This is a genomic window from Shewanella septentrionalis (genome assembly GCF_025370265.1).
Lineage (GTDB): Bacteria > Pseudomonadota > Gammaproteobacteria > Enterobacterales > Shewanellaceae > Shewanella > Shewanella hafniensis.
The window spans coordinates 66,879-93,575 of record NZ_JAMTCC010000018.1 but is presented as its reverse complement, the minus strand read 5'-3'; the positions used below and the strand labels follow the sequence as shown (position 1 = coordinate 93,575).

Sequence of the window (26,697 nt, the reverse complement as noted above, 5' to 3'; positions counted from 1 at the left end):
GATAAGTATCTTGATCCAATTCACTAAGATGCACGGACTGGGCAACGATTTTATGGTGGTCGATGGGGTCACGCAGAACGTGTTCTTTTCGCCTGAGCAAATCCGCCGTTTAGCCGACCGTAACTTTGGCATAGGTTTCGACCAACTACTCTTAGTTGAGCCGCCCTATGATCCCGATTTAGATTTTCATTATCGCATCTTCAATGCCGATGGCACTGAAGTCGAACAATGCGGCAATGGCGCCCGCTGTTTCGCCCGTTTTGTGCGTAATAAAGGCCTGACAAATAAGAGTAAAATCCGTGTCAGTACTTCGTCTGGCAAGATGACTTTGCGCTTAGAGCGAGACGGTACTGTTACCGTGAATATGGGCGTGCCTATTCTTGAACCAAGTCTGATCCCCTTCAAAGCCAAGAAAGCCGAAAAAACCTATCTACTGCAAACACCAATGCAAACCTTTTTGTGTGGCGCGGCTTCTATGGGTAATCCCCATTGCGTGCTCGACGTTGAAGATGTGGCGAGTGCTTCTGTTGCTGAAATTGGTGCCATGCTCACTAAGCATGAGCGTTTTCCGCGCGGTGTGAATGTGGGATTTATGCAGGTCGTAGACTCCGGCCACATTAAGCTGCGGGTGTATGAGCGCGGCGCGGCCGAAACCTTGGCCTGTGGTACCGGCGCATGTGCAGCTGTAGTTGTAGGCCAAGTGCAAGGGAAGCTCGGCCAGCAAGTGCGGGTGGATTTACCCGGCGGCACCTTAACCATCAACTGGGAAGGCGAGGGTAAGCCTTTGTGGATGACGGGCCCTGCGCAGCACGTTTACGATGGACAAATTCAGTTATGACAGAGCCCTTGATGCCGCAGACGGATGTGCCTTTCGATGAGTTGATTATTCGCGAATATCTGCTGGATAATCCCGACTTTTTTAATCGCTATCCTGAGCTGCTGCTGGCGATGCGCTTGCCTCACATGGAACGCGGCGCCATCTCTTTGGTGGAACGTCGCCAAGAAATGCTGCGCCAGCGAGTGAGCCAGTTGGAAGAAGAAATCACTAGCCTGTTAACCATGGCGGCGCGTAACGAGAAGATTTACCAATTCAATACTGAGTTATCCTTCCAGCTATTAAATTGTGCCGATTTAGTGTCACTTAAAGAAGTCTTGGCCGACAGTTTGAAATTACAGTTTAATTTCAGTCATGTGCGTTTGATCAGCGTGCTCGATACCGATATGAAGGCAATATGGGATCAAAGGCTGCATAAAGGTCACTATTTTGGCCGACTCACGCAGCAAGAGGCTAAACGCCTATTTGGTAGCGAAGTGGGGTCAGTAGCACTGACGAAATTGTCGGAAGACAACCCAGTCATTTTTGCTATTGCCAGCCAAGATGCCACCCATTTTCATCCTGATATGGATAACATGCTGCTGGAACAACTGCGGCGTTTGCTGGCGCACATGCTCGCTAAGCTGTAACGGCTGTTGAGCGATTGTGCTCACCTAAGGCTTGGCAAAACCATGAGGAAACCAATATGAGTACGCAAACAGCCGAAGTGTCGGCGCTTAATACTCAATGGTTACAAACCTTTGAACGCTATCTGAGTACCGAGCGGCAGTTGTCGGCCCATACAGTACGTAATTATCTTTACGAGCTTAATCGCGGTAGCGATCTCTTGCCTGACGGCGTGCATCTACTCAATGTAAGTCGCGAGCATTGGCAGCAAGTGTTAGCCAAATTGCACCGCAAAGGCTTAAGCCCGCGATCGCTTTCTCTGTGTTTATCGGCGGTAAAACAATGGGGTGAATTTTTGCTGCGCGAAGGTGTGATTGAGCTTAATCCTGCCAAAGGCTTAAGTGCTCCCAAACAAGCCAAACCGCTGCCGAAGAATATCGATGTCGATGCCATCAGTCACTTGCTGGACATTGAAGGTACAGATCCCCTAAGTCTGCGGGATAAGGCCATGATGGAGTTGTTTTATTCCAGTGGCTTACGTTTAGCTGAACTCGCTGCGCTCAATTTATCCAGTGTGCAATACGATTTGAAAGAAGTGCGAGTCTTAGGTAAAGGCAATAAGGAACGTATCGTCCCTGTCGGTCGTTTAGCGATTGCTGCTTTGCTGAATTGGCTCAATTGCCGAAAGCAGATCCCCTGTGAAGATAACGCCTTATTTGTAACCGAAAAGGGCAAGCGACTCTCCCATCGTAGTATTCAGGCGCGGATGGCGAAATGGGGGCAAGAGCAGGCATTATCGGTGCGCGTGCATCCACATAAACTACGCCATTCCTTTGCCACTCACATGTTAGAAGCGAGCGCCGATCTGCGGGCGGTGCAAGAATTATTGGGCCATGCGAACCTAGCGACTACGCAAATTTATACCAGTTTGGATTTCCAACACTTAGCTAAGGTGTACGATAACGCCCATCCTAGAGCGAAAAAAACACAGGATAAATAATGCGTTGCTATCTAAGACCTCAAAATATTCAAGCGATCAGTTTCGATCTCGACGATACCCTGTACGACAACCTACCGCATATTTTAAATGCCGAAGCTGAGCTGGCGACGTTTCTGTTGCAGACTTATCCATTGTCGCAGGCGTGGCAAACCCATGATTGGCGCAGGCTAAAGCTGCAACTGCTGCAGCAAAATCGCGAGCTCGCCCACGACACCAGCGCAGCCCGTTTGGCAACGCTTCGCCAAGGGCTAATACAGCTAGGGTATTCGGCCGTTGAAGCCGAACGCGGCGCCGAGCAAGGATTGGCGTGTTTTTATTTTCATCGCAGTCATTTTCAAGTATCTGACGAAGTGCTCTTGTTACTCAAACGCCTATCGCAGCATTTTAGATTAATTGGCATCACCAATGGCAATGTGGATGCCGAGCGAATTGGTTTAGGCGATGCCTTCGAGTTTGTGTTGCATCCAGGCAATGGCGTGCATATGAAACCCGCTAAAGACATGTTTGAATTGGCCTGCTCGCGACTAAATATTGCACCGCAACATTTACTGCATGTTGGCGATAGTATGAATGCCGATGTGCGCGGGGCGCGGTTGGCAGGATGCCAGTCTGTGTGGTTGAATCCGAGTTTTGGCCGAGTCGATTCCTTACCTATTGCGGCCTTGTTACCCCATTTAGAAATTAATACTCTCGATGCGTTAATCAAAGTGCTGGCTATCGACGCCAACGAATCCCGCGAGCATTGTTGAATCTGCATCTTTGCTAATCTAAGGGTGATTGAGATCAAGGTTTGCCTCCTAAATTTGCACTAGAGTTAAGCCTAATATTACTGAAGTCACTGACTAAGGCTGTGTTATGGCGCGTATCGGGTTGTTATTACTGCTCACTTTATGTTGGACAGCGCCGGTATGGGCCCATGAGATCCATTCGGGTGGCGGTTTCATGTCGGGTTTTAATCATCCGGTATTGGGCTTTGATCACTTGCTGGCTATGTTGAGTGTGGGTATGTTGAGCACCCAGCTCGGTGGCCGCGCGATTTGGACAGTGCCCCTCGCTTTTGTTGTCTTTATGTTGGTTGGCGGGATTTTAGGTTTATACGCCATTGCCGTTCCCTTCGTTGAAATCGGCATCGCCCTCTCGGTATTGTTACTCGGTCTTGCCATCGCTTTTGATCGTCAAATTCCACTGTTATTCGCCATGGCCTTTGTGGGCGTATTTGCGATTTTCCACGGGCATGCCCACGGCGCCGAAATGCCAGCATTGGCAAGCCCGGTTTTGTATGCCCTAGGATTTTTATTTGGCACTGCGGTCATCCATTTAGGCGGCGTAATGATAGGCCTTGGAATGCAGCGGATGACAGGACAACGTAACTTAATGCGTGTCACGGGCGCAGCGATTGCGGCCATGGGCGGTTATTTATTAGCAGGATTTTGACGTAATAGCATGCCGAATTAACGCGCCTTGAGTTGCTTCATGCAAAGATGGGCGCGGCGTAACAGTAGATTGACCTGCCGACGGCTCGCATGCATGTCGGCATCTCCCACCCTAAAATAACTCCCAGTGTAAGGATCGCCGCCGACATAAATAGGTTTGAGTTGCTCAGGCGCCAGCGGTACGCGGATACGAATCAGCTTTTTATTCATAATTTCAATAATCTGCACATCTGAAATCGCCAAAATATTATGGCTAGTACGGCTAGGATTATCGAGTATCTCCCAAAACTCTTGTAAAACAGGAAGCGGATTGGGAATGCCTTGAATGCTGAAATGGCCACGTTCTTCGCGCACCCCTAGGATGATCTCGCCGCCTAAAGTGTTGGCAAAGGAGCTATAAGTCGCCCAAATATCTTCGGGTAATTGACCTTGGCCGTCGCGGCCACCTGCGAGTTTAAACTCTACTTGGGCCGATTCGTGTAAATCGGCAATATCATCGAGTGCAAATGATTGAAATGTCATGGCAGCTTATCCGTCAGCGACACATGACTTGTTGTAGCACGTCAACAATTGAAAGGCCAGACTTAGGTCCGGCCTCAAGATTCTGCGGATGACCGTAATTCAGGGGCATCACAGCAGCAACATTTAATCGATTATTGAGCGAGACCTAATGCCTTAGGAAATAGAATATTGTTTTCTAAGTGAATATGCTGATGTAAGTCGGCCTCAAATTCCGCTAGCGTGGCATAACACACACGCCACGTAGTGCAAGCATGTTCCGGTGGCGTGAAGTCGTTCGTGAGCTCGCGTAATTTTTGCAAAATTAAACCGACTTCTTCGTGTTCGTGCTGCATCGCATTGATGGGATTGCCAATATGACCAAAGCAAGTCTCAACCTGCTCTGCTTGACTCAAGCCGCGGATCGCCGGAAACAGTATTTTCTCTTCCTTCATTAAGTGCGGCATCAAATCTTCAACTAAAGCACGTACCCAACCCGCAAAGGGAATAATTTCGGCATAGTGCTCACCGTGGGCGCGCACCATTTTCTCGGAATATTCGACTAATAATGGGGCTTTTTCGCGCACGTATTGATGGTGTGTCGACTCGATATAATCGACAAGTTGATCTAAGTGTAATTGATTCAACTCATCTTCTTTGCTGCCGGTCAGTGTTACGGCATTCAGCGCAGCAACCACTTTTGCGGGATCTATTTCTGCACGCTCGCAGGCGATCGACAGCGGTTTACCGCCGCCACAACAGAAATCGATACCAAATTGGCTGAACACATGGGCGCGGCGAAAATCTTCGGCAACTAACTCACCGACTTTTCGTGCTAGCCAGTGGCTATCTTGAGCGCTCTCACTGAGCTCTGAACCTTGACTAAGTTGTGCAGCATGGCGAGGTTGAGAACTCACTCCATGAACTGAGGCTTGTGCATCTTGCGTGATAGAAGTAGCAGACATGAATAGCTCCAAAGCAGCAATAAAATTACATTTATATTATTTGCAGCTTTAATTTGTAGCAACTAAACCCGACTAAAATACTCAGGATTTGCCGATGATGTCACAGTTAGTTGAGCGAAATATCTCTTAAGGAGTAGAAGGATATTGATTGGAAATGAGATTGGAGCTGTGAGTGATCAATATTCTATCGGAAGGTATGCAGTTGTGGTTTGCTGAGAGGCCCAGTTTGTTGTGATGAGCGATGCAGTTAAGTCAGAGAGAGGTGTGTTACACCTCTCTCTGCGGGTCTTACTAAGTCACTGTGAGTTATGATTACCCGAGTTGCCCTGCGATCATAAGTTCTTTAGTTTCAGGGACTTCATTGTAGGACAAAACATGCAGTCCACGGGCGAATGCTAATGCATAACGCGCGAGGAAAGGCCTGAGTTGCGGTGAAACAAGCAGGATAGGGTTATAGCCTTTCTCTTTTGTCTCCGCGAGCAATTGAGGCATTCTTTGTTGTAGCTGCGCCAGTAGGTTGGGTTCGATAGGGAAGCTATCCAACGCAACTCTGCCCTGTTGCTGCGATTGATTTAACGCTGTCATTAAAGTCTGTTCTAATTCTGCAGTCAGCGTGAGTACATTCAACTGCGGGCTGCTGCCTGCGATTTGATGCAAAATACTGTTGCGCAAAGCGCAGCGCACATCGGCGGCCAGTAGGACAGGATCTTTGGTTTGCTCGCTGCATTCCAGCAAGGTCGTTGCTATGGTGCGTATGTCTTTTAGTGGCACTTGCTCTTTGAGTAACAAGCGGAAAACCTTGAGTAACTGTATGGGGGTTAAACTGGTACTGAGTGATTCGGCAAGTTTGGGGGCTTGCTTACTTAGCCTGTCAGTTAATTGCATAATATCATCATGTTGCAATAATTCAGGTAGTGATTCGCGCAATAACTTACTGACATGAGTGGCAATGATTGTCGCATTATCGACGACCGAATAACCTAAGTTAAGTGCTTTGGCCTTTAACTCTGGTGCAATCCAAATTGCATCCATTTGGTAAGCGGGTTCCTTGGTTAAAATTCCATCAATTTTACCGTAAACAGGACCACTTTTTATTGCGAGCAGCAGGTCCGGTTCTAGTTCGGCAATGGCCACTTGTGTACCCATAAAGTTAATTTGGTATGCATGGGGTGCCAAGGCTAAATTGTCGCGCACTCTGACTTCCGATAGCAAAAATCCGATTTGTTCTGAAAGGGTGCGTCTGATCCCTGTAAGGCGCTTTTGCAATTCTGCGCCTTTGGTTTTTTCGACTAAATGAACCAATCTATAGCCTAATCGCACTTCAATAATGTCGGTAAAAGGCAGTGATTCCCAGCTTGGAGCAGAAGGCTCTGCCAGGCTGGTTTCTATGAGCTCTTCGGTTTTCTCTTCAGTAAAGGAAGCCTTATTCTGGTTTTGTTTCCATGCTGCGAAACCTAGCAGTATCGCAAAAGATAAAAACACCAGTGCGGGCATGCCTGGGGTAATACCGAGAATCGCCATCACAATGGCTGCAGTAGCTAAGGTTCTCGGGTTTGCCAGTAATTGCCGACTTAATTGGGTCGGCATTTCTTCTGCGTCTGAGACCCTAGTTACGATAATGGCAGCAGCTGTGGCTAACAGTAGTGAAGGAATTTGGGCGACTAGGCCATCACCAATGGTTAATAGTGCATAGGTTTTAAAGGCTTCTGCTGCACTCAGATCATGCATAAAGATACCTATGCTGATCCCGCCAATAATGTTAATGGCTAAGATCAAGAGTCCTGCGATGGCATCTCCTCTCACAAACTTTGAGGCACCGTCCATGGAACCATAAAAGTCTGCTTCTCTGGCGACATCTTGGCGACGTAGGCTGGCTTGTTCATGTGTGAGTGTGCCAGCATTAAGATCGGCATCGATCGCCATCTGTTTACCGGGTAGGGCATCCAATGTGAATCGCGCCGATACCTCAGAGATCCGCTCGCCACCCTTAGTGATTACAACAAAGTTAATAATCATTAGAATTAAGAAGATAACAGCACCGACGACATAGTTTCCGCCAATAACGACTTCACCGAAGGCTTGGATCACTTTACCCGCAGCATCGCCTCCTTCATGACCTTCAATAAGTACTACGCGCGTCGATGCAACGTTTAAGGTCAAGCGCATTAAGGTCGCAAGGAGCAATAAGGTTGGGAATACAGAAAACTCTAGCGGTCGTCTGATAGAAACACTCACCAATAGCACCATGACGGCAAGGACTATGTTAAATGTAAACAAAATGTCCAGTAGCCATGCAGGCAGCGGTAAAATCACCATCGCCAGAATAGCGAGCAGCATGACTGGAATGCCGATATAGCTGTAATTTCCTGAAAAGGTGCGAGAAAGCCAATTCATAGGTTAAGCAATCCTTTAATCGTGACGTAAATTAGGGGGAATAAAAAAATGGGGTAAAGGCTCAGGTTTCTGCTGTAAGCCCTTACGAGATGCTTTTATTTGCATGACATAACTTAATACGTGCGCTATAGCGATAAAAAGGGCACTGGGTATCTGTTGATCGACTTGCGTTGAATGGTAGATAGCCCGCGTGAGCGGTGGGATATCAATAATTTCAATATCATGTTTTTTAGCGAGTTCTCGCATATAGAGGGCGAGTTCTTCGGTGCCTTTAGTGATGACGTAAGGCGCATCTGCTAAGTCGGGATTGTATTTTAATGCCACGGCATAGTGAGTGGGATTAACCAAGAGAAAATCCGCTTTTGGAATGGTGGTATCTGCACGGGAGCGAGCCATTCTTTGCTGTATTTGGCGGATTTTAGCTTTGATCTCTGGTTTACCTTCTTGCTGGGTATGCTCGTCTTTTACCTCTTGACGTGACATGCGTAATTCTTTGCCGTGATGCCAATATTGGTAAGGCACATCAATAAAGGCGATCACGAGCAGTCCTGTACCGAGATAAAACATGCCTTGCGACAATAGATTGATGCCATCGCGAACCGCTTCATCAATAGGGCGTTGATTGTAGCTAAGTAGTTCTTGTAAGTGCCCATTTAAGAAAACCAACATAATTCCGATCAGTAACACAATCTTTAGGCATGACTTGAGTAACTCAACAAGCGATTGAGCGGAAAAAATTCTTCCGACACCGGCAAGAGGATCGATTCGACTGTACTTAAAATTAGCATTTCCAAAATTAAATATCGGCCCGCCAGGCAAGGCTCCTGCAACTGCGGCCAACAGAGCAACCATGATGAATAGTGGACCTAAGATACTTAGCATTTCAACTAAACTGGCGCCGAGATGGCGCATCATTATGTCGGGTTGATCTAAATCTGCCCGAGTCAGCAGCATATTGTATTTAGTTAAACTACTGACCCTAGTGGCAAACCAATCCGCATTAGTGGTCAGCATGGCAGAGCAACCCACGACCAGTGCTGCGGAGGCAAGATCTTTAGATCGCGGAACTTGGCCTTCTTCTCTCGCTTTACGCTTTTTCTGCGGTGTAGCTTCTTCAGTTTTATCTTGTTGGGGCGTTTTGCTCATGAGATCCCCCCGATAAATTGGTACATGGCAGTTAATGCGTCTAGGCACAGGTCACTGTAACGAGTTGGAATGCCGCTTAACGAAAGGAAGACGCAAATCAAGCCCATCAACAAGGTCATGGGAAACCCGAGCGAGAAGATATTTAATGACGGCGCGGCGCGGCTTAATACACCAAACGTTATGTTAACCATTAACATAGCGAGTACTGCGGGTATGGCGAGCATCAGCGATGCAGCAAACAGCCAGCCCATTCGACTAATCAACCCCATTAGTGGTAAGTCAAAAATCCCATTTCCAATTGGCCATAAACGAAAGCTATCCACAATGATGTTGAGCCCGACTAAATGACCGTCAAGAGCCAGAAAAATCAAGGTACCAAAGATTTGTAGCCATTCACTGAGAATGGGGTTGGTGTCGCCATTAGCGGGATCGTTCATCACCGCCATAGCTAGACCCATCTGCATCGACATAATAGTGCCAAGCATGGTCATCACATGGATTAAAATCGTTAAAAACAGTGCGAGCATGAATCCAATGAGTAGTTGCTCAACGGCTAAAAACAATGACCCAAGCGAGAGCGCATCAACAGGGGGAACAGGTGGGAGCATAGGTGCAATAAGCGCTGCAATACTTAAGGCAAGGAAAATTCTCACCGTCGCAGGCACATAAGAATTGCCCAGTAATGGCATTATCATAAATGCGCCCATGATCCGACAGAATGGCCACCAAAGGCTGCCAATTAACATGCTGAGTTCGGTTGAGGTGAGTGAAAGCATATCAACCGATAATATGAGGGATATTCATAAACAGCCTATCAAATAAATCGCTTAGCTGTTGTATGAGCCAATGGCCTGAAAACAGTACCATAAGTAAGGTAATGATAAGCCTTGGCAGAAAACTTAAGGTTTGTTCATTGACCTGTGTAGCAGCCTGAAATACGGCAACGATTAAGCCTAGAATGAGTCCTGGCGTCACCAGCACAGAGACCATAATGATGACGAGAAACATCGAGTCCGCAAACAGGGAGGTCAGTTCATTGATGTCCATCTAACTACCCAAAACTTGCGGTTAAGGTGCTTACTGTCATAGACCATCCATCGACTAATACAAAAACCATCAATTTAAATGGGAGGGAGATAATTAAAGGTGACAACATCATCATCCCCATAGACATAAGGACACTTGCGACAACCAAGTCGATAACTAAGAAAGGTAAGAAAAGTAAGAAGCCAATTTGGAAAGCTGTTTTGAGTTCACTCAGTACAAATGCGGGCATAAGGACAAAAAAGGGGACTTCCTCAGCCGTTTTCATGTGTGTGGGTTCGTTAGCTATTTTCAGCATTTGTTCAAGATCAGTTTCTCTTGTCTGCGCCAGCATAAATCGAGTTAGTGGGACTTTTGCAATAGAGACAGCTTCCATCAATTCGATCTTACCTTGGTCATAGGGCAAGTAAGCTTCTTTATAAATCTTGTCCCCTACTGGTCGCATAATAAAGATAGTGAGTATTAACGCTATCCCCACAAGTACGCGATTAGGAGGGCTTTGCTGTAGTCCAAGTGCTTGCCGAAGAATTGCTAACACAATGATAATGCGGGTAAAGCTTGTTAGCATCATCAGCATGATGGGCAGAAAACTAATAGCCGTCATGAGTGCTAAAATTTCGAGCTTAATGTTAACTGCTTGACTGTCTTGAGCACTATCTAGAGTGAATAAAGTGAGTCCTTCCGATGCGAGGGCTTGAGGAGCAAGTAATAAAATAGACAGTAGCAATACCCGAACTATCATTCGTTACTTGTCCCATCGAGACTAATGCTCTCTATTTCCAGCAAGCGTACGCCATATCTGCCCGCCACTTCTACAACTTCACCTCTTCCGAGTAAGGCTCCATTGACCCTAATATCCAGCGGCTCACCCACCATACGGTCGAGTGCAATAACATCACCTTCACCCATCCGATTTAACTCACCCAAAGACATCTCAGCGCTGGCGAGTTCAAGGGTGACCTGTACGGGAAGTTGTTGGAAAAAGTTATTATTTTTTTTCACCTTACGGTTATCTGGTTTTGAAAATGCGCTTTCAGAGAAAATATCGTCCTCTAATAGAAAATCATCATCCGATAAAATAGATTGTTCAGCCAATGTCCTGCTCCTCATTTTGATAAACATCTTGAGTCAATTTCGCTACCATTTGTCCTTCATGACTATGCACAGAGGCATGGAATAGAGTCGTGTTTCCGATTGATAACAACGTTTTTGGATATAAATTAATGGGTAAAATATCCCCGGTTTTTAGCTGACTGAGTGATTGGACTGGGATGCTATGTTGCCCTAATGTCAGTTGCATTTTTATGGGGAGACTTTTTAGCCAGACGGCTAGTTTTGCCGGCAAGTCCGCTGATATTTCTGACTTTTTAGGTTGCTCGGCTAGATGTCCCAGTAAATGTTCAGTCAAACAAAAGAGCATCGGGGGAGTGAGTGAGCCATTGGTAAAATTGAACGACCATACCGCTGATACTGTTAGCGGCATATGACCTTTTATCAGCTCAACTTCAAGAGTGTTGGTATCTATCGTGCTGTTGGGTAGTTCATCCACTACGGAAAGTAGTAACTTTTTGGCTAATCTAAATTCAGACTGGCTTGGATTTCTTAAAGGTGAACTTAATGGTGTCGAGGTGTTTCCGTAATAATTACTCGCTAATTGATCGAGTGTACAGCGATCAATTCTCCAATAACCTAAGGTATTTTGTTGATGTTTTAATACAAACCATGCATAGCAATGTTCTGGAACGACGGGTATTCTAGGTTCAGTTAGCGTTGAGCCAGAAACGGCAGGATGCCCCTGTCTTAATAGTGGAGATAAGATATTATTGATAGCATCAATAAGCGGACGATGTAGCTGTTCTAGTTGTTGTAATAATCGCGTTCTTGCTAGCTTTTCTTGAACTAGCATAATAGGTCTAATTATTTCATCAGAATTTGATTTTATAAGCCTAGCTTTCGCTGTCGTCTTCATTTTACTTCCTATTAAACGTATTTTTCCCGCTAGAATACTGCTTGGCGACCTCCGCGATTCAGTTGGTGCATAAAAAATATACACAAACAGAGAGCCTGATTTTTTTATTTCTTTATCGTTAAGGATTAATGAATTTCTTAAAACAGTTAAGCGTCCTATCACATAGGCATAAGGTTGAACTCTGTTTTAAACGACGAGGATGATAAGGTAATAAGGCTAAAGTATTCAATAATAATTATAAGAAAAGCTGAAATATATGTGAATAGAATTCTAGGCCAATAGGGTTTGTAAACAAAATGTTTATTTTGAGATTGTGTAAGAAGATATTAATGCTTTCTAGTCTTATATTTTAGCGTCAATAAATAGTCGATGCAGTATTATTTTGACGTTTGTCGATATTTTGGCGTGACTGTATTTATTCTAGTGCTCACATGTTTGTCATCAATGATTACTTTGTGTGCGCATTTACTCTTGCTTTTGATTTTTATTGTTTTTTTGTAAATTTATTTTGTGTTTTATTTGTTGTAAATACTTAACAGTTAAGTTTTTCATCACTATGGATCTTACCAGAGTTGTATTTTTATCATTATGATATGTTATTTTACAAATATATTTGGTATAAGTCAGTCCTAAGTAATATGTATCACTTTTTTGCAGGTAGTCTTTTATATTTCCAAGTGTTCCACTGTGATTTTTTAATTGATGAGAATTTGTTTGAATATGGCATCTTAAATTTGGGCGCCGGTCACATTTTTATCGATAATTGCGAAAGAACACATTTAAACCTGATTTAAGTTGACGGTATTGCCTTATGGATTACGAATGCTAATTTTCGAGTGATCAGTGTTTTTACATTTATTGCGGAAGCTCGGCTTCCGCTTTTTGACTTCCGTCTTTTCTTAATCTTTTTAGGAAGCATAGTAATGAGTCACTCAATCTATCGAGATAATAGCGTTATAAGCTGTAATAGCTTTTATATGCATTCAAGCACAGACACTTATCGGTCTAAATAAAGGTGTTATTAAATGTACTGTAAACGAGAGGGAGTTGGCGAGTGGGTGGCCTAAGTATACGGATTGAAGGATTAAACATATCTGCGGAACTTGCATGCACAATCGCACAGGGAGATTTTTATCTGTGGAATGATGCAATGGAGTCGCCTTGGCTCACGATCGTTAACTTATCAGATTGTCGTCCTTGTGATGTAAAATCTTATCTTGCCCGTTTTCCTTGCCGTAATATTGTCGCGTTATTAGCGCCAGAACAAGGTGAGTTGGCCGCGGCAGCAATGCGTGCTGGTGTACAAGATTATCTATTAATTCCCGTAGAAACCAAGCAACTGCTAGCCTCAATACAACGTTTACGCCGTTTAGAGTTACCTGATTCTAGTTTGGTTGTATCGGCTGCTGTTAGCCGGCAACTATTGATGTTGGCCCATAGGGCAGCAACCACTGAGGCCAGTGTTTTATTATTGGGTGAAAGTGGTACTGGCAAGGAGCCGCTTGCTCGTTATATTCATCGTCATTCTTCTCGTTCTCATAAGCCTTTCGTTGCGATTAACTGCGCCGCCATCCCTGAAAGTATTCTTGAATCTGTCTTATTTGGTCATGTTAAAGGCGCCTTTACTGGTGCTATTTGCGATAAAGCAGGCAAATTTGAGCAGGCAAATGGCGGCACTTTATTACTCGATGAAATTGGTGAAATGCCCTTGCCGTTGCAGGCAAAGTTACTTCGGGTGTTACAGGAGCGTGAAGTCGAAAGACTCGGCGGGCAGCATGTTATACCACTGGATATCAGAATCATTGCCTCCACCAATCGCGACTTAAGACAGGCCGTTGAGTTTGGGCATTTTAGGGAGGATCTGTTCTACCGTTTAGATGTTTTGCCTTTAAAAATCGCGCCTTTAAGAGAACGTAAGGCTGACATCCTCCCTTTAGCTGAGCATTTCTTAGGTTTATATGGTCAGTCCGATAACGCAAGTCGTTGCTATTTCAGTGAGCACGCAAGGCAAGTGCTTGTGACCTATGATTGGCCGGGAAATGTTAGAGAGCTAGAAAATTGTATTCAGCGGGCATTAGTGATGCGCAGAGGTCAGGCAATTCAAGTTGCTGAACTCGGATTAAACATTCAAGAAGAAACGCTCGAGTTAGAGCCTTTGGGCGCGACGGAAGGACTTAAAGCTTCAAAACAGCAGGCAGAATTTCAATATATTATTGATGTACTTAAACGTTTTAATGGACAACGCACTTTAAGTGCGCAGGCGCTAGGGATGACGACTAGAGCCTTAAGATATCGCCTCGTGCAAATGCGAGAAGCTGGGATTGATATTGAAACGTTATTAGATCAAGCAGCGTGAGCAATCAAAAAAAGTAATAGGAATGGAATATGTCTAATGGAGCGATTGGTAGCTCAAGTATGTTGATGGAAACCTTAAATATTCATCGTGAAGTGGCTAAAGGTGCGATCAACATCACTTCAAATCCAGCCGACAATGGTATGGCTTATGGTTCATTCACTGAGCTAATTAAGAGTAAAGTTTCTGCCGTTAACCAAGATCAGAATCAATCCTCTATGGCGATGGCTGCTGTCGATAGTGGTAAGAGTGATGACCTCGTCGGTGCCATGGTTGCTTCGCAAAAGGCCAGTTTGTCCTTTGCGACTATGCTCCAAATTCGTAATCGTCTTGTGCAAGCATTTGACGATGTAATGAAGATGCCTATTTAAGGAATTGTGTGAATGTCTACCACTTTTGTTCAATCAGGTCAGGATATTACTGGGACTGAATCTTCGTCAGGATTCATTGCTGGCATGACCCAAAAATGGCATCGTTTTAACCGTGGTGATCGGCAGGTCATCGCATTAGCTTTACTCGCTGTGGTTGTAGCTAGTGTCATAGTGCTGATGTTATGGACGGCAACGGCCGGTTACCGACCTTTATATGGTAGCCAAGAAAATGTTGATACTTCTCAGGTTTTAAATGTTTTAGATGCAGAAGGCATTGATTATCGCCTCGATGGGAATTCTGGTGCTGTACTCGTTGCAGAAGAGCAAGTGGGTAATGCTCGTATGATCTTGGCTGCCAAAGGCGTTAAAGCTAAGGTGCCTTCTGGCATGGAGGCTCTTGATAATACCGCCCTCGGTACGAGCCAATTTATGGAGCAAGCCAAATATCGCAATAGCTTAGAAGGTGAATTGGCTCGAACCATAATGTCGTTAAAGTTAGTTCGTGCTGCAAGAGTTCATTTGGCGATACCTAAACAAACTCTGTTTATCCGTCAGGAGCCTGAACTGCCTACCGCTTCTGTGATGCTGCAGTTAGATCCCAATACTCGACTCTCTGAGTCACAGGTTGAGGCGATTGTTAATTTAGTCGCAGGGAGTGTCACTGGACTCACGGCAAGTAATATCAAGGTTGTCGATCAAGATGGCCGATATTTAAGTGAGAACATTTCAGGTAATCAAGATCTTAGCCAGTCTAGGAATAAGCAATTACAGTACACGCGTGAACTTGAAAATAGCCTAGTGGCCAATGCCTCTTCTATGCTCGAGCCTGTGCTTGGGCAAGAAAACTTCCAAGTACGGGTAACGGCAAAAGTAAACTTTAACCAAGTTGAAGAAACCAAGGAGTCACTCGATCCGCAAAATGTCGTGACTCAAGAACGTACCAGTGTCGATGATTCAAGTAATAGTATTGCTGCGGGTATTCCAGGAGCACTAAGTAATAAGCCACCCCAGGCAGGCAAAGCAGCAACGGATGACAAAACCCGTAATTTGAAACAGGAAGAAAGTCGTCAATATGACGTGGGTCGCTCTGTACGTCATGTCCGTTATCAACAAATGCAGCTCGAAAATCTCTCTGTCTCAGTGCTTATTAATAGTGCGACAAGCCAAGGAGCATTCAATGATGAGGCTCAACTGGTTAAGTTTGGCAATATGGTCAAGGATGCTATCGGTTTCTCGGCGGCGAGAGGTGATAGTTTTACCATTAATGCCTTTGAGTTTACCCCAACTGTTACAGCGGAATTTACGCCGTCACCTTGGTGGCAATCAGAAAATTACCAAGCTTATTTACGCTACATCATTGGCGGCATTCTCGGTTTCGGACTGATTTTGTTTGTATTAAGACCGCTGGTTAAGCACTTGACTCGTACAGCGCAAATGACTGCTCCTAGGATTGAGCCCGTTGCATTAAGTGCAGCTCCTGTTGGCGCGTTAGATGGACCTGTTGCCGATGCTGCATCAAATCAGCCACATCAATTACCGAGTGCCGAGTGGCTAGGTAGTCAAGGTTTACCCGAACCTGGCTCACCTTTGACCGTTAAAATGGAGCATTTGGCCTTGCTCGCAAATAAAGAACCCGCGCGTGTTGCAGAAGTGATAGCTCATTGGATAGGCGATAAAGACGGTGAATAATTCAATCGAAATCAAGATGGACAATTATGCCCAAGCGGCCATGTTATTGCTGAGTATGGGAGAAGAAGGTGCTGCCATGGTGATGGCGCATTTGGATCGTAACGATGTGCAACACTTAAGCCATAAAATGGCGCGGTTATCCAGTATTACCCAGCAAGAAGCCGAAGCAGTATTAAGTCGATTCTTTCAACGTTACAAAGAACAGTCGGGTATCGCCAGAGCATCACGGTCCTACTTACAAAAGACTCTCGATATCGCGTTGGGAGACAGGGTCTCTAAAAGTCTCATCGATAGCATTTATGGCGATGAGATTAAAGTGCTCGTTAAGCGCCTCGAATGGGTTGACCCTCAATTACTTGCCCGTGAAATTACTCATGAGCATTGTCAGTTACAAGCGGTATTGTTGGGATTATTACCACCGGAAAGTGCCGCTAAAATTCTGAAAATGTTGCCCAGTGATAGCCAAGATGAGGTGCTCGTTCGTATCGCGCAACTTGGCGAATTAGACCGCAACGTTGTTGAAGAACTGCGGGAGCTGGTTGAGCGCTGCATGTTGATGGCAATGGAGAAAAGTCACACGCAAGTGGCGGGTGTCAAACAGGTGGCAGATATACTCAATCGCTTCGAAGGCGATAGAGAGCAGCTGATGGAAATGATTAAACTCCATGATAAGCAGATGGCGATTGATGTAACCGATAATATGTTTGATTTCATTATTCTTGGGCGACAAAAGCAAGAAACATTGCAGACCCTCTTAGGGCAAGTACCTTCCGAAACCTTGTCTTTAGCATTGAAAGGGATTGATTTTGAGCTAAAAGATTCCTTACTCAATGCGCTACCTAAACGTATGTCGTCGGCTATTGAAACGCAAATTGAAGCGTTAGGTGGTGTGCCTGTAAGCCGAGCCAGTGGTGCGCGTAAAGAAATCATGGAACTGGCAAAGCAATTAATGCAAGAAGGCGAAATTGAATTGCAGTTATTTGAAGAACAGGTTGTTGTCTAATGGAAAACAAGCATTCTCGTTGGCGTCTAAATACCAATCTCGCACGTCGTTATCGTTTTCCTGCGTTGCACGACGCGGTTGAATCGAACTCAGATGCGGGCGGTGATTTTCAAAGTTATCAACAAGCATTTGACGAGGGTTATGACGAAGGTGTCATCCAAGGTAAGAGTGCGGGTTATGAGGCTGGTCTTGAAGAGGGCCGTATTGCGGGGCATGCTGCTGGTTTTCATCAAGGCAAGTTAGACGGGCAATCTGCGGGCAGATCATCCATCGATGAGCAGCTCAACAGTTTACTTGTGCCACTTGGTGCCTTGAGAGAGTTACTGGAAGACGGCCATGCAAAGCAGGTCCGTGAGCAGCAGAATTTGATCTTGGATTTAGTGCGCCGAGTGTCACAACAAGTGATCCGCTGCGAATTAACACTGCAGCCGCAACAGATTCTCAAGCTTGTTGAAGAAACTTTGAGCGCGTTGCCCGATGATCAAGCGGATGTCAAAATTCATTTAGAACCAAGTGCGGTTGTGAAATTAAAAGAGCTCTCGGAAGATAAAATCCGTGGCTGGAACCTCATCGCAGATAGCAGTATTTCTGCGGGCAGTTGTCGTATTGTCAGTGATAAATCCGATGCAGATGCTTCAGTCGAAACACGACTCGATGCCTGCATGAAGCAGGTTGAAACCAAGTTGAATGAGGCTGAGATTGGAGTCTGAGGCATTTCATGACGATTGGCCTCAGGTTCCAGTTGCAAGGGTTTATGGACGTCTCATTCGAGTCAATGGTTTGTTGCTTGAGGCCGTTGGCTGTCAGCTTGGCATGGGTGACCGTTGTCAGATTGAAGGGCGAAATGGGCGTTTAATTGAGGCTGAAGTCGTTGGTTTTCACCGTGACGTATTATGCCTTATGCCGATTGAGCCAACACAGGGTTTGATGCCAGGCGCCAGAGTGCTACCTATTACGGATGAGCAAACGATTGCTATCGGTGATGGATTGCTTGGTAGGGTGCTTGACGGGCTTGGACAGCCACTAGACTCACTGGGCGACCTCACTGACATTTCACAAGTTCCACAATCCCATACGAGTTACAACCCTTTGCTGCGCCAGCCTATCCGTCAGCCGCTTGATGTGGGGATCCGTGCCATTAATAGTCTGTTGCCCATTGGCAGAGGTCAGCGACTTGGGCTCTTTGCGGGCTCGGGTGTGGGTAAGAGTGTGCTATTAGGCATGATGACTCGTTTTACTGAGGCCGATGTCGTGGTGGTTGGCCTGATTGGTGAGCGTGGCCGTGAAGTCAGAGAGTTTATTGAAGAAACACTCGGTGAAGAAGGGCGTAAACGGGCCGTGATTATCGCAGCTCCTGCGGATACCACACCGCTGATGCGATTACGTGCTATGCGGTTATCCCACTCCATTGCTTGTGCTTTTAGGGATCAGGGCAAGCAAGTGTTGCTATTAGTCGACTCATTGACTCGTTATGCTCAGGCACAGCGTGAAATCGCCCTGAGTCTAGGTGAGCCACCTGCAACCAAAGGCTATCCGCCATCGGCATTTGCACAGTTACCTAGACTGGTTGAAATGGCAGGTAATGGTGAGCACCCAACGGGAACGCTAACCGCGTTTTATACCGTATTGGCCGAGGGTGATGATCAGCAGGACCCAGTTGCTGACGCAGCTAGAGCCATTTTAGATGGCCATATAGTGTTAAGTCGTAAATTGGCCGAGCAAGGACATTTTCCAGCGATTGATATTAATGCCTCAGTGAGTCGCTTAGCCATGCACATAGCGACCTCTAGCAGCATTGAACAGAGTCAGATCTTTAGACATCTTTTGAGCCGTTACAATGAGGTCAGAGACTTATTACCATTAGGAGGTTACCAAGCTGGCCAAGATCCTGAAATGGATCTTGCCGTGCGAGTGTATCCGGAGATGGCGCGATTTTTACGCCAGACCACGCATAGTAAAGTCAATCTGGCTGAGAGCTTAGCGCAATTAGAACAGTTGATGGGAGTGATGGGATATGAGCCAGCGTCATCTCTCTAAGTTATGTATCCAAGCTGAAAAGAAATTAGCGCAACTGGGACAAAAGCGAGATGATTCCAGTCTAAAAGTTCAGTTAAATCAACAACAAAATCAAGCCTTAGCAAACATGATATTGACTTATCGTGGTGCGAAAGAGGGCTCGAATGTCCTGCTCTGGCAAAATTCGGCAAGTATGGCGCAAGTGTTAGAGCCTATGCGCGTGAAGTTAGCTCAAAAGGAAGTTTTTCTACAGCAGGAACAGCTTCGTATTGAGCGGCTATGGCGTAATCAGTTAGGGCGCCAGCAAGGTTTGAAGTGGCTTGAGAAACAAACAAATATACAAGAAAAAGCGCGAGTTGCGCGCAGTGAGCAGGCTATTGTTGATGATATGGCTGGTTTCTATTACAAGCATAAACGTTAATAAGCGCTGATCCTTAACTGCAGAGAGTCACCCTAGTAAATCATGCAGCGATCTACATATCACGCTGGCAACTCTCATCAATTCAGTTTACTTATCGATTGGCACCGTAATCAATTTCTTGGTGCTGGCCATCCTGATTTAGGATGCGGTTAATCGTTTCTTGCTGTATTACCAGCAATCTGCCATTGGTTTCATTCGCCGTTTGGCTATCTTTAACTAACAGCTGCAAGTTGTCCCATGACATTTTAATTTGCGGTCTTAGGTGATCGGGCAACGCCGTGATTAAGCGTCTCATGCCACTGTTGTCACTATTAAAACCCAGCGTTGCGAGATTTTCGCTGCGCTGCTTGGCTCTCAAGGCTAGCTTGTTACAAAGCGCGGTTTGTCGCTCGTTATGGGCTAGAAGCGCATCATTATCTCTGCGTTGCATTAATTCACGTTGGTGCTTAAGCATTGATTTTAATTGACTATATCCCTCAAGATCTTGACGAATATCGCGAATTAAACTTTGAACAAGTTCGCGCTTGTTTACTTGACTATTATCCATGTTGTATCAATATCTTATCTGCAATTTTATCTAAGCTCAGCTCAAAGCTTCCATTACTCAAAGCCTGGCGAATAGCGGCGACTTTATCCGTATCTACGTCAGAGATGGTATGTAACTCTTTCTGGGTTTGTTCTAATAATTGCCAGTCGTTACTAATATCTTGCCGTGTTGAAGCCGGAAGATTGTCAGCTCCAACCTGCTTTTTGGGCGCATGAGCGCTCTTACTTGTGCTGAACTCAGTGCTCAAAGCACTGCTAATTTTATTAATTTCCATAGATGTTCATCGTCATAAATGGCCTGATAATAGATATAGGCGACCTGAATGGTATTTTTCTAAAATGAAATTTCGATTTATCTTAATCAAGCCTAAATTTTAGAAGCGAGTTTCAACTCTGCCCTTTGCTATGGGGTAAGCAGTAATGATTCTTCCTGAACTACTATTGCGCACTCTGATGGCATCCCCTTGTTTACCTGCATCCATAGCAATGCCAGTCATATGCGCATAAAAGGTGCTGCTGGCGGCTTCGATAATCACTTCATCTCCTATGCTAACAAGTTCAGGGGCATTCAAGTTGCTTGCTCTTATTGGTTTGTTTTTTCTTATTTTTCTGGCAACTGCCTGACCTAAAATATGTTTGTCATCAGTAATAATATCTTGGTCTGATGCCGTTAAGGGCAGCATTTTCCATTGAAGATTTTCTGATGTAACAATTTCATCTCTTACAAGGGTTTTATTGGCCACAGGGATGTAAGCGCTGAGGGCAACCTTAGCCCGGACATACAGTGACCAGCCTTCAGAGATGCAGCTTATTTTTCGTTGGATCCGACCGAATGGGAGTCCTTTTGCGGCCTCAATTTGGAGCGCCGTACTGCAGGTTTTTAATTTCGCCGTGCTAGAGGGAATGTGCAGTGAGATTTTCTTGCTGATTTTTTTGATTTCTTGCGATTGTTGCCACTTAGCGATCTCAGCGGCCACAGAGTTTGTCATTTGCTGAGATATTTGCTCAGTCGCCGTGATCTTCCCCTTGGCGTGCACATTGAGCGGAAGTAACCCTAGGCTTAGTAAGATTGTGAGGGAAAAGAACTTTCCGTATATCAATAGTGATTTCATTTAACCAACTGTTTTATATTGGAAATTATATTGGCATGCTAATTGTAAGCTTCTCGGCCATCTATATTAATTAGGCATACAGTACTAGGAGTTGAGATGGCTATCAACCTTGATAAAGCATTAGGAATACATCCTCAAACACTCGATTTTAGAGTGGAGAGAAGCAAGGTATTAGCGAGCAATTTAATCAACGCCGAAACTCCAGGGTACAAAGCGAGAGACTTGGATTTCAAAGCTGCCATGAAGCAAGTTGAAGCGGGTATGCAGATGAATCAAGAGTACAGCCTCGCTTATCGCATGCCTTACCAAAACTCTGCCGATGATAATACCGTTGAACTCGGTAAGGAACAGGCGAGATATTCACAGAATGCGATGGATTATCAAACGAGTTTGACATTTTTAAACATGAAAATAGCAGGTTTAAAGTCTGCCATTGAAGGTCGTTAGGAGCCTATATGTCATTTGGTGATATTTATCAAATTGCTGGTGCTGGCATGAATGCCCAAACCATACGTTTGAATACGGTTGCGAGTAATCTTGCTAACGCAGGTACAGCCGCCGAAAACCCTGAGTCGGCCTATCGAGCCTTAAAGCCTGTATTTGCGACTATTTATGATTCAACTCAACAAGGCGCAATCGGTGCCTCGATTGAGGTGAGCGATATAGTGCAGGCGGATGCACCATTAGATATGCGCTATGAGCCTAATCATCCCTTTGCCAATGAACAAGGATATGTCGCCTACTCCAACGTGAACACGATTGAAGAAATGGCCGACATGATGGCGGCAAGTCGTTCATTTGAAACCAGTGTTGAAATCATGAATCGTGCGCGCTCTATGCAGCAAGGTTTATTGCAACTAGGGAATAAATAGCAATGGAATTGGCTCGCTCTGGTAACAACTCAGTTCAGAATCCTGCAGGTGCATTAGCGGCACCTGGGAATGATGCTGCATCATTAAAAAATGAATTCATGACCTTAATGATCGCGCAAATCAAGAACCAAGATCCCACCAAACCGCTTAACAGTGCTGAGTATATCTCTCAATTAGCGCAGTTTTCGCAGGTCGAAAGCTTAGAGGGTATGCGGAAGAATCAGTCAAACCAAATGGTCATGATGGAAAATTTGGGCATAGTGCAGTCGGCATCTTTAATTGGTAAGAATGCCATGGTGCCGGCGTCTGAGTTTCAACTCGATGGTGAAGCGGTTGAAGGCAAAGTGTATTTAGAAAATGCCGCTGAAGGCTTAGATCTTGAAATTATCGATGCACAAGGTCAGGTCGTTAGCACTATTCAACTCGGTGCTCAGGATGTTGGTGATGTTCGCTTCTCTATCGATCCTGCTGAGTTGGGATTATCTGCTGGCCAATATGAAATCAAAGCTAAGGCGACACTAGGTGAAAATAGTTTAGTCGCACCAACGTATATTAAGGCACCGATTGAGAGAGTTCATTTCTCTAGTGCATCCGGCATGATGATGGCTGAAATGGGCCATGGTGTCGGTGTCGTGTCTGTGCTCAATATTTCTGAAGTTTCGTAAATTATTTTTATAGGATATTAAGATGTCATTTAACATAGCTTTAAGTGGTTTACAGGCGACAACCCAAGACCTCAATACCATCAGTAACAATATTGCTAATGCCTCTACGAGTGGTTTTCGTGGTGGCCGTAGTGAATTCGCATCTATTTATAATGGTGGTCAGGCGGGTGGCGTTGGCGTGATGTCAACGAGCCAAAACTTCTCTAAAGGTGGCAGCTTAACTTATACCGGTCGCCAACTTGATATGGGGATCCAAGGCGAAGGCTTTTTTGTGCTCAAGGGAAACGATGGCGGTGCTATGTATGCCAGAGCCGGGATGTTCCATAAGGATAGTCAAGGGTTTATTACCGACCCTGTGGGGAGTCGTTTACAGGGGTATTCTGTCAATGCGACGGGAAGATTGCAAACCGGTAATGTAGGTGATTTACAGGTACAAACCGCATCTTTGGCGGCGAAAGCCACAACTGAAGTGCGTATGGTTTCAAATCTTGATGCACGAGTTGATGTTATTTCACCTACTTCAGTCGTGCCATTCGATCCTACAAATAATGATAGTTATCAAGCAATTGAAACCTCCACCGTTAACGATTCTTTGGGTAATGCGCATGTGGTGAATCAGTATTATGTAAAAACAGCGCAGAATGAAGTGACAGTTCATTACACTCTTGATGGGACTCTTCTGCCAGACCAAACAACATTAAAATTTGATTCAAATGGCGTTTTAGATCCGACGACGACAAAACAACCTTTTGATATTGTTATGACTAATGGTGCATCAAACCTCAAATTTGATATCAATTTTGATAAAAGCACTCATTATGCCGCTAAATACAACACTTTTAATCCTAAAAATATCGATAGCTATCACTCAATTGGAACCACTAGTGTTTACGATTCCCTAGGAACTGAGCATGTTGTTACGCAATATTATGTGAAAACAGCGCCGAATGAGTGGACGGTTAATTACACTCTGGATGGGACTTTGCTGCCAGACCAAACAACATTAAAATTTGATTCGAAAGGGATTTTAGATCCAACCACGACAAAAGATACCTTTGATCTTACATTGAGTAATGGAGCATCACCGCTCAAATTTGATATCAACTTCGATAAAAGTACTCAATATGCTGCCAAATACAACAACTCCAGCTTATCTCAAGACGGTTACACCTCGGGTGAATTAAAAGGTGTGCGTCTAGATGACAATGGCATGTTGTATGGCACTTATACCAACGGCCAAGATCAATTACAGGGGCAGGTCGTCCTCGCAAACTTCAGTAATCCTAACGGTTTGTCAGCCGTGAGTAACAATGCTTGGGTTGCTACAAATACCGCAGGGCAAGCAATTATTGGCTCACCCTCGACAGGCACCATGGGTACGGTAACGGGTGGGTATTTAGAAGGCTCGAATGTGGATACCACTGCTGAAATGGTTAACCTCATGTCGGCACAGCGTAACTATCAGTCCAACGCCAAAGTTCTCGATGTGAACTCGACTATGCAGCAAGCATTACTTAATGCCATTTAAGAAGAGGCACTGACATGGAGAAGATGCTTTATACCGCTGCCAGTGGTGCAGTTCGTATTCTTGAGGCGCAAAGTATTCGCGCGAATAACTTGGCTAATGCTGAAACCGCAGGGTTTAAAGCCGATCTTGAGCGCGTGAATGCCGTGCCTTTAGCTGCCCAAGGCAATAGTTTGAATACAAGAGTCATGGCACAGACTGAAAGCAGTGGTTTTAGTCAACAAAGTGGGGTGATCAATCCTACTGGCCGTTCATTGGATTTAGCGATCCGCGATCGTGGCTTGTTCAGTGTGGCTGTTGACGGTGCAGAAGCTTATACCCGTTCAGGTGCAATCGAGACCAATGCCGAGGGGCAACTGACTATTGATGGTCGGCCAGTATTAGGCATTGATGGCCCAATAGCGTTACCTGAGTATAAAGATGTGTTTGTGGGCGAAGACGGTACAGTCAGTGTCTTACCTGCAGAAGGCGGGATCATTGAGGAAGTGGGTCGATTAAAGCTAGTGAATCCAGACTTTGCCTTAATGCAAAAAGGACAAGATGGATTGCTCTATCGTCGTGATGGCCAAGCAGTGCCACAAGATGAAGGCGTATTAGTCGATAGTGGCTTCCTTGAGTCGAGTAACGTGCAGGCCGTGTCAGAGCTGATTGCATCTATGGATTTGAGTCGTCAATTTGAGATTCAAGTTAAGTTAATGAAAAGTGCAGAAAAGCTGGCCGAGGCTGGTAATCGTCTGCTGGGCAATGTTTAAGGATTAGTGGTATGCAATCAGCGTTATGGGTAAGTAAAACCGGCCTAACAGCACAAGATACGAAAATGACCGCAATTGCCAACAACTTGGCAAACGTGAATACCACAGGTTTTAAGCGCGACCGTGTCGCGTTTAATGATCTGTTCTATCAGGTCCAACGTCAGCCAGGCGGTCAGGTTGATGCACTCAATAATTTGCCATCGGGCTTACAGTTAGGTGCAGGTACAAGAGTTGTTGGTACTCAAAAAATATTCACTACTGGGGATATGCAAAATACCAGTCAGCAATTGGATTTAGCGATTGAAGGTCATGGTTTTTTTCAAGTAGAAGAGCCAAATGGCGATCTTGCGTATACCCGTGACGGTCAGTTTTATCGCAGTAGCGAAGGCATGATGGTCACTTCGCAAGGTTTACCTTTAGTGCCAAACATAGTGATCCCCGAAGACGCACTAACCGTTACTATTGCCAACGACGGTGTAGTTACAGCACAAATGGCGGGTGAAGCCGAACCTCAAGATTTAGGTCAAATCACGCTCGTTAACTTTACTAATCCAGCAGGGTTAGAAGCTCGTGGTGACAACCTTTACCGTGAAACGGCTGCATCGGGAGTGGCGGTTGAAGGTGTGGCGGGCGATCAAGCTTTAGGTGCTTTAAGACAGGGTGCGCTAGAGGGCGCAAACGTCAACGTGGTGGAAGAAATGGTCGAAATGATTTCCACGCAGAGAGCATATGAGATGAATGCCAAGGTTGTGTCAGCTTCTGACGATATGCTCAAGTTCCTCAATCAATCGGTTTAGAGAGGCAGTCATGCGTTGGTTATGGTTTTTATGTTTTGCACTGCTATCGGGTTGTATGTCGCATATTCCAGATAAGGAAACGAAACCTGGAACTAAAGAATGGGCACCGCCTGAGATTGACTACAGCCTGCCGGATGCAAAGGATGGCAGTCTTTATCGTCCCGGTTTCATGTTGACTCTTTTTAAGGATAAACGTGCTTTCCGTGAGGGCGATATTTTAACCGTCGCATTAGATGAAAAAACCTATTCGAGCAAGAAAGCGGATACCAAGACCAACAAAGAACAAGATATGGGCATGGGGCTGACGGGGAATATCGGTTCCCAAAGTGCCAATGCTGACGGTAAAACCTCTTTTTCGAGAGGGTTTAATGGTGCAGGGTCGAGTACGCAGCAAAACCAGCTATCAGGTTCAATCACTGTAACCGTCTCTAAGGTTTTACCTAATGGAACCTTGTTGATCCGCGGTGAAAAATGGCTGCGCTTGAATCAGGGCGATGAGTATTTGCGCTTACTTGGCATCATACGTACAGACGATATAGGTAATAACAATACGATATCGTCGCAACGTATTGCCGACGCCAGAATTATTTATGGTGGTCAAGGTGCCATTGCCGACAGTAATGCTATGGGATGGGCTTCTCGCTATTTCAATAGCCCATGGTTCCCGCTTTAGCCAAGGATGTTT

General features: G+C 45.2%; 31 protein-coding genes. 19 read left to right on the top strand and 12 right to left on the bottom strand.

Features of this window, described 5'->3' with window-relative positions:
* Nucleotides 1-10 precede the first annotated feature (10 nt).
* The 5 genes from dapF to NE536_RS12150 all read left to right on the top strand — a co-directional run bounded on the left by dapF (nt 11) and on the right by NE536_RS12150 (nt 3,875).
* Complete coding sequence (gene dapF, locus NE536_RS12170; RefSeq protein WP_261272837.1) at nt 11-838, top strand: diaminopimelate epimerase; 828 nt, start codon at nt 11-13, stop codon at nt 836-838.
* Nucleotides 835-1,464 (top strand): DUF484 family protein, encoded by a 630-nt coding sequence (locus tag NE536_RS12165; RefSeq protein ID WP_011848049.1) that lies wholly within the window; start codon nt 835-837, stop codon nt 1,462-1,464. Before dapF ends, NE536_RS12165 begins: the two co-directional genes overlap by 4 nt.
* A gap of 56 nt (nt 1,465-1,520) precedes the next feature.
* Nucleotides 1,521-2,441 carry a tyrosine recombinase XerC gene (gene xerC / locus NE536_RS12160; protein ID WP_126492959.1) on the top strand — a complete coding sequence of 307 codons (921 nt, stop codon included), beginning with the start codon at nt 1,521-1,523 and terminating at the stop codon, nt 2,439-2,441.
* Entirely contained in the window at nt 2,441-3,190 is a 750-nt protein-coding gene (locus NE536_RS12155) for an HAD-IA family hydrolase (RefSeq protein WP_261272836.1), read from the top strand. The genes xerC and NE536_RS12155 overlap by 1 nt, the downstream gene beginning before the upstream one ends.
* Before the next feature lie 106 nt (nt 3,191-3,296).
* On the top strand, nt 3,297-3,875 hold the full coding sequence (locus NE536_RS12150; RefSeq protein ID WP_261272835.1) for a HupE/UreJ family protein: 579 nt from the start codon (nt 3,297-3,299) through the stop codon (nt 3,873-3,875).
* 17 nt (nt 3,876-3,892) lie between these two features.
* Here the strand turns inward: NE536_RS12150 and NE536_RS12145 are convergent, their stop codons facing one another.
* From NE536_RS12145 to NE536_RS12105, 9 genes are all read right to left on the bottom strand, one after another.
* A complete protein-coding gene (locus tag NE536_RS12145) occupies nt 3,893-4,396 on the bottom strand; it encodes an AlbA family DNA-binding domain-containing protein (protein WP_006083417.1) in 504 nt (167 codons plus the stop codon).
* Nucleotides 4,397-4,527: 131 nt separating this feature from the next.
* On the bottom strand, nt 4,528-5,337 hold the full coding sequence (gene ric, locus NE536_RS12140) for an iron-sulfur cluster repair di-iron protein (protein WP_261272834.1): 810 nt from the start codon (nt 5,335-5,337) through the stop codon (nt 4,528-4,530).
* Nucleotides 5,338-5,649: 312 nt separating this feature from the next.
* Nucleotides 5,650-7,731, bottom strand: coding sequence for a flagellar biosynthesis protein FlhA (flhA, locus tag NE536_RS12135; RefSeq protein ID WP_259545128.1), 2,082 nt, complete (start codon nt 7,729-7,731; stop codon nt 5,650-5,652).
* 15 nt (nt 7,732-7,746) lie between these two features.
* Nucleotides 7,747-8,877, bottom strand: coding sequence for a flagellar biosynthesis protein FlhB (flhB, locus tag NE536_RS12130; protein ID WP_261272833.1), 1,131 nt, complete (start codon nt 8,875-8,877; stop codon nt 7,747-7,749).
* Nucleotides 8,874-9,653, bottom strand: a complete 780-nt coding sequence (gene fliR, locus NE536_RS12125; protein WP_011848043.1) for a flagellar biosynthetic protein FliR — start codon at nt 9,651-9,653, stop codon at nt 8,874-8,876. Before fliR ends, flhB begins: the two co-directional genes overlap by 4 nt.
* A 1-nt stretch (nt 9,654) precedes the next feature.
* Nucleotides 9,655-9,924 carry a flagellar biosynthetic protein FliQ gene (locus tag NE536_RS12120; RefSeq protein ID WP_006083412.1) on the bottom strand — a complete coding sequence of 90 codons (270 nt, stop codon included), beginning with the start codon at nt 9,922-9,924 and terminating at the stop codon, nt 9,655-9,657.
* A gap of 4 nt (nt 9,925-9,928) precedes the next feature.
* On the bottom strand, nt 9,929-10,663 hold the full coding sequence (gene fliP, locus NE536_RS12115; RefSeq protein WP_261272832.1) for a flagellar type III secretion system pore protein FliP: 735 nt from the start codon (nt 10,661-10,663) through the stop codon (nt 9,929-9,931).
* Nucleotides 10,660-11,016 (bottom strand): FliM/FliN family flagellar motor switch protein, encoded by a 357-nt coding sequence (locus NE536_RS12110; protein ID WP_006083410.1) that lies wholly within the window; start codon nt 11,014-11,016, stop codon nt 10,660-10,662. Before NE536_RS12110 ends, fliP begins: the two co-directional genes overlap by 4 nt.
* Complete coding sequence (locus NE536_RS12105; protein WP_261272831.1) at nt 11,009-11,890, bottom strand: FliM/FliN family flagellar motor C-terminal domain-containing protein; 882 nt, start codon at nt 11,888-11,890, stop codon at nt 11,009-11,011. Before NE536_RS12105 ends, NE536_RS12110 begins: the two co-directional genes overlap by 8 nt.
* 1,054 nt (nt 11,891-12,944) lie before the next feature.
* Here NE536_RS12105 and NE536_RS12100 point away from each other — a divergent pair.
* Genes NE536_RS12100 through NE536_RS12070 form a run of 7 tightly spaced genes read left to right on the top strand, consistent with a single transcriptional unit; the run spans nt 12,945 to nt 19,743 of the window.
* Nucleotides 12,945-14,246, top strand: a complete 1,302-nt coding sequence (locus NE536_RS12100) for a sigma-54 interaction domain-containing protein (RefSeq protein WP_261272830.1) — start codon at nt 12,945-12,947, stop codon at nt 14,244-14,246.
* A gap of 29 nt (nt 14,247-14,275) precedes the next feature.
* Nucleotides 14,276-14,614: a flagellar hook-basal body complex protein FliE gene (gene fliE / locus NE536_RS12095; protein WP_261272829.1), complete on the top strand. Its 339-nt coding sequence runs from the start codon at nt 14,276-14,278 to the stop codon at nt 14,612-14,614.
* 12 nt (nt 14,615-14,626) lie between these two features.
* The gene (gene fliF / locus NE536_RS12090; protein ID WP_261272828.1) at nt 14,627-16,303 is read left to right on the top strand and encodes a flagellar basal-body MS-ring/collar protein FliF; all 1,677 of its coding nucleotides are present in this window, start codon (nt 14,627-14,629) and stop codon (nt 16,301-16,303) included.
* Between the two features lie 16 nt (nt 16,304-16,319).
* Entirely contained in the window at nt 16,320-17,306 is a 987-nt protein-coding gene (locus NE536_RS12085; RefSeq protein WP_011848037.1) for a flagellar motor switch protein FliG, read from the top strand.
* Complete coding sequence (gene fliH, locus NE536_RS12080; protein WP_259507212.1) at nt 17,306-18,016, top strand: flagellar assembly protein FliH; 711 nt, start codon at nt 17,306-17,308, stop codon at nt 18,014-18,016. Before NE536_RS12085 ends, fliH begins: the two co-directional genes overlap by 1 nt.
* Entirely contained in the window at nt 17,994-19,343 is a 1,350-nt protein-coding gene (locus NE536_RS12075; protein WP_261272827.1) for a FliI/YscN family ATPase, read from the top strand. Before fliH ends, NE536_RS12075 begins: the two co-directional genes overlap by 23 nt.
* Complete coding sequence (locus tag NE536_RS12070; protein ID WP_259507209.1) at nt 19,321-19,743, top strand: hypothetical protein; 423 nt, start codon at nt 19,321-19,323, stop codon at nt 19,741-19,743. The genes NE536_RS12075 and NE536_RS12070 overlap by 23 nt, the downstream gene beginning before the upstream one ends.
* A 91-nt stretch (nt 19,744-19,834) precedes the next feature.
* Here NE536_RS12070 and NE536_RS12065 read toward each other — a convergent pair whose 3' ends face one another.
* From NE536_RS12065 to flgA, 3 genes are all read right to left on the bottom strand, one after another.
* On the bottom strand, nt 19,835-20,290 hold the full coding sequence (locus NE536_RS12065; protein WP_006083401.1) for a flagellar protein FlgN: 456 nt from the start codon (nt 20,288-20,290) through the stop codon (nt 19,835-19,837).
* Entirely contained in the window at nt 20,283-20,564 is a 282-nt protein-coding gene (gene flgM / locus NE536_RS12060) for a flagellar biosynthesis anti-sigma factor FlgM (RefSeq protein ID WP_006083400.1), read from the bottom strand. The genes NE536_RS12065 and flgM overlap by 8 nt, the downstream gene beginning before the upstream one ends.
* 99 nt (nt 20,565-20,663) lie before the next feature.
* A complete protein-coding gene (flgA, locus tag NE536_RS12055) occupies nt 20,664-21,401 on the bottom strand; it encodes a flagellar basal body P-ring formation chaperone FlgA (protein WP_006083399.1) in 738 nt (245 codons plus the stop codon).
* A gap of 96 nt (nt 21,402-21,497) precedes the next feature.
* Between flgA and flgB the strand changes: the two genes are divergently transcribed.
* The 7 genes from flgB to flgH are packed head-to-tail and all read left to right on the top strand — an operon-like array spanning nt 21,498 to nt 26,685.
* On the top strand, nt 21,498-21,848 hold the full coding sequence (gene flgB / locus NE536_RS12050) for a flagellar basal body rod protein FlgB (protein ID WP_113940826.1): 351 nt from the start codon (nt 21,498-21,500) through the stop codon (nt 21,846-21,848).
* A gap of 8 nt (nt 21,849-21,856) precedes the next feature.
* Complete coding sequence (gene flgC / locus NE536_RS12045; RefSeq protein WP_006083397.1) at nt 21,857-22,273, top strand: flagellar basal body rod protein FlgC; 417 nt, start codon at nt 21,857-21,859, stop codon at nt 22,271-22,273.
* Nucleotides 22,274-22,275: 2 nt separating this feature from the next.
* Nucleotides 22,276-22,938 carry a flagellar hook assembly protein FlgD gene (locus NE536_RS12040; RefSeq protein ID WP_011848030.1) on the top strand — a complete coding sequence of 221 codons (663 nt, stop codon included), beginning with the start codon at nt 22,276-22,278 and terminating at the stop codon, nt 22,936-22,938.
* A gap of 22 nt (nt 22,939-22,960) precedes the next feature.
* Nucleotides 22,961-24,466: a flagellar hook-basal body complex protein gene (locus NE536_RS12035; RefSeq protein WP_259507201.1), complete on the top strand. Its 1,506-nt coding sequence runs from the start codon at nt 22,961-22,963 to the stop codon at nt 24,464-24,466.
* Between the two features lie 14 nt (nt 24,467-24,480).
* The gene (locus NE536_RS12030) at nt 24,481-25,215 is read left to right on the top strand and encodes a flagellar basal body rod protein FlgF (RefSeq protein WP_226058354.1); all 735 of its coding nucleotides are present in this window, start codon (nt 24,481-24,483) and stop codon (nt 25,213-25,215) included.
* An 11-nt stretch (nt 25,216-25,226) separates the two neighbouring features.
* The gene (gene flgG / locus NE536_RS12025) at nt 25,227-26,012 is read left to right on the top strand and encodes a flagellar basal-body rod protein FlgG (protein WP_259565447.1); all 786 of its coding nucleotides are present in this window, start codon (nt 25,227-25,229) and stop codon (nt 26,010-26,012) included.
* 10 nt (nt 26,013-26,022) lie between these two features.
* Nucleotides 26,023-26,685 carry a flagellar basal body L-ring protein FlgH gene (gene flgH / locus NE536_RS12020; RefSeq protein ID WP_006083392.1) on the top strand — a complete coding sequence of 221 codons (663 nt, stop codon included), beginning with the start codon at nt 26,023-26,025 and terminating at the stop codon, nt 26,683-26,685.
* The last annotated feature ends 12 nt before the right edge of the window (nt 26,686-26,697 follow it).

Coding starts and splice junctions, on each gene's coding strand:
- fliE (WP_261272829.1), top strand. CDS start 14,276: ATGTCTAATGGAGCGATTGGTAGCTCAAGTATGTTGATGGAAACCTTA.
- fliH (WP_259507212.1), top strand. CDS start 17,306: ATGGAAAACAAGCATTCTCGTTGGCGTCTAAATACCAATCTCGCACGT.
- NE536_RS12075 (WP_261272827.1), top strand. CDS start 17,994: ATGAGGCTGAGATTGGAGTCTGAGGCATTTCATGACGATTGGCCTCAG.
- NE536_RS12155 (WP_261272836.1), top strand. CDS start 2,441: ATGCGTTGCTATCTAAGACCTCAAAATATTCAAGCGATCAGTTTCGAT.
- NE536_RS12040 (WP_011848030.1), top strand. CDS start 22,276: ATGGAATTGGCTCGCTCTGGTAACAACTCAGTTCAGAATCCTGCAGGT.
- flhB (WP_261272833.1), bottom strand. CDS start 8,877: ATGAGCAAAACGCCCCAACAAGATAAAACTGAAGAAGCTACACCGCAG.
- flgG (WP_259565447.1), top strand. CDS start 25,227: ATGCAATCAGCGTTATGGGTAAGTAAAACCGGCCTAACAGCACAAGAT.
- flgB (WP_113940826.1), top strand. CDS start 21,498: ATGGCTATCAACCTTGATAAAGCATTAGGAATACATCCTCAAACACTC.
- fliR (WP_011848043.1), bottom strand. CDS start 9,653: ATGCTTTCACTCACCTCAACCGAACTCAGCATGTTAATTGGCAGCCTT.
- fliP (WP_261272832.1), bottom strand. CDS start 10,663: ATGATAGTTCGGGTATTGCTACTGTCTATTTTATTACTTGCTCCTCAA.
- flgC (WP_006083397.1), top strand. CDS start 21,857: ATGTCATTTGGTGATATTTATCAAATTGCTGGTGCTGGCATGAATGCC.
- NE536_RS12070 (WP_259507209.1), top strand. CDS start 19,321: ATGAGCCAGCGTCATCTCTCTAAGTTATGTATCCAAGCTGAAAAGAAA.
- flgH (WP_006083392.1), top strand. CDS start 26,023: ATGCGTTGGTTATGGTTTTTATGTTTTGCACTGCTATCGGGTTGTATG.
- ric (WP_261272834.1), bottom strand. CDS start 5,337: ATGTCTGCTACTTCTATCACGCAAGATGCACAAGCCTCAGTTCATGGA.
- flgM (WP_006083400.1), bottom strand. CDS start 20,564: ATGGAAATTAATAAAATTAGCAGTGCTTTGAGCACTGAGTTCAGCACA.
- flgA (WP_006083399.1), bottom strand. CDS start 21,401: ATGAAATCACTATTGATATACGGAAAGTTCTTTTCCCTCACAATCTTA.
- fliF (WP_261272828.1), top strand. CDS start 14,627: ATGTCTACCACTTTTGTTCAATCAGGTCAGGATATTACTGGGACTGAA.
- NE536_RS12145 (WP_006083417.1), bottom strand. CDS start 4,396: ATGACATTTCAATCATTTGCACTCGATGATATTGCCGATTTACACGAA.
- NE536_RS12085 (WP_011848037.1), top strand. CDS start 16,320: ATGGACAATTATGCCCAAGCGGCCATGTTATTGCTGAGTATGGGAGAA.
- NE536_RS12150 (WP_261272835.1), top strand. CDS start 3,297: ATGGCGCGTATCGGGTTGTTATTACTGCTCACTTTATGTTGGACAGCG.
- NE536_RS12030 (WP_226058354.1), top strand. CDS start 24,481: ATGGAGAAGATGCTTTATACCGCTGCCAGTGGTGCAGTTCGTATTCTT.
- NE536_RS12035 (WP_259507201.1), top strand. CDS start 22,961: ATGTCATTTAACATAGCTTTAAGTGGTTTACAGGCGACAACCCAAGAC.
- NE536_RS12165 (WP_011848049.1), top strand. CDS start 835: ATGACAGAGCCCTTGATGCCGCAGACGGATGTGCCTTTCGATGAGTTG.
- NE536_RS12105 (WP_261272831.1), bottom strand. CDS start 11,890: ATGAAGACGACAGCGAAAGCTAGGCTTATAAAATCAAATTCTGATGAA.
- NE536_RS12120 (WP_006083412.1), bottom strand. CDS start 9,924: ATGGACATCAATGAACTGACCTCCCTGTTTGCGGACTCGATGTTTCTC.
- NE536_RS12065 (WP_006083401.1), bottom strand. CDS start 20,290: ATGGATAATAGTCAAGTAAACAAGCGCGAACTTGTTCAAAGTTTAATT.
- flhA (WP_259545128.1), bottom strand. CDS start 7,731: ATGAATTGGCTTTCTCGCACCTTTTCAGGAAATTACAGCTATATCGGC.
- xerC (WP_126492959.1), top strand. CDS start 1,521: ATGAGTACGCAAACAGCCGAAGTGTCGGCGCTTAATACTCAATGGTTA.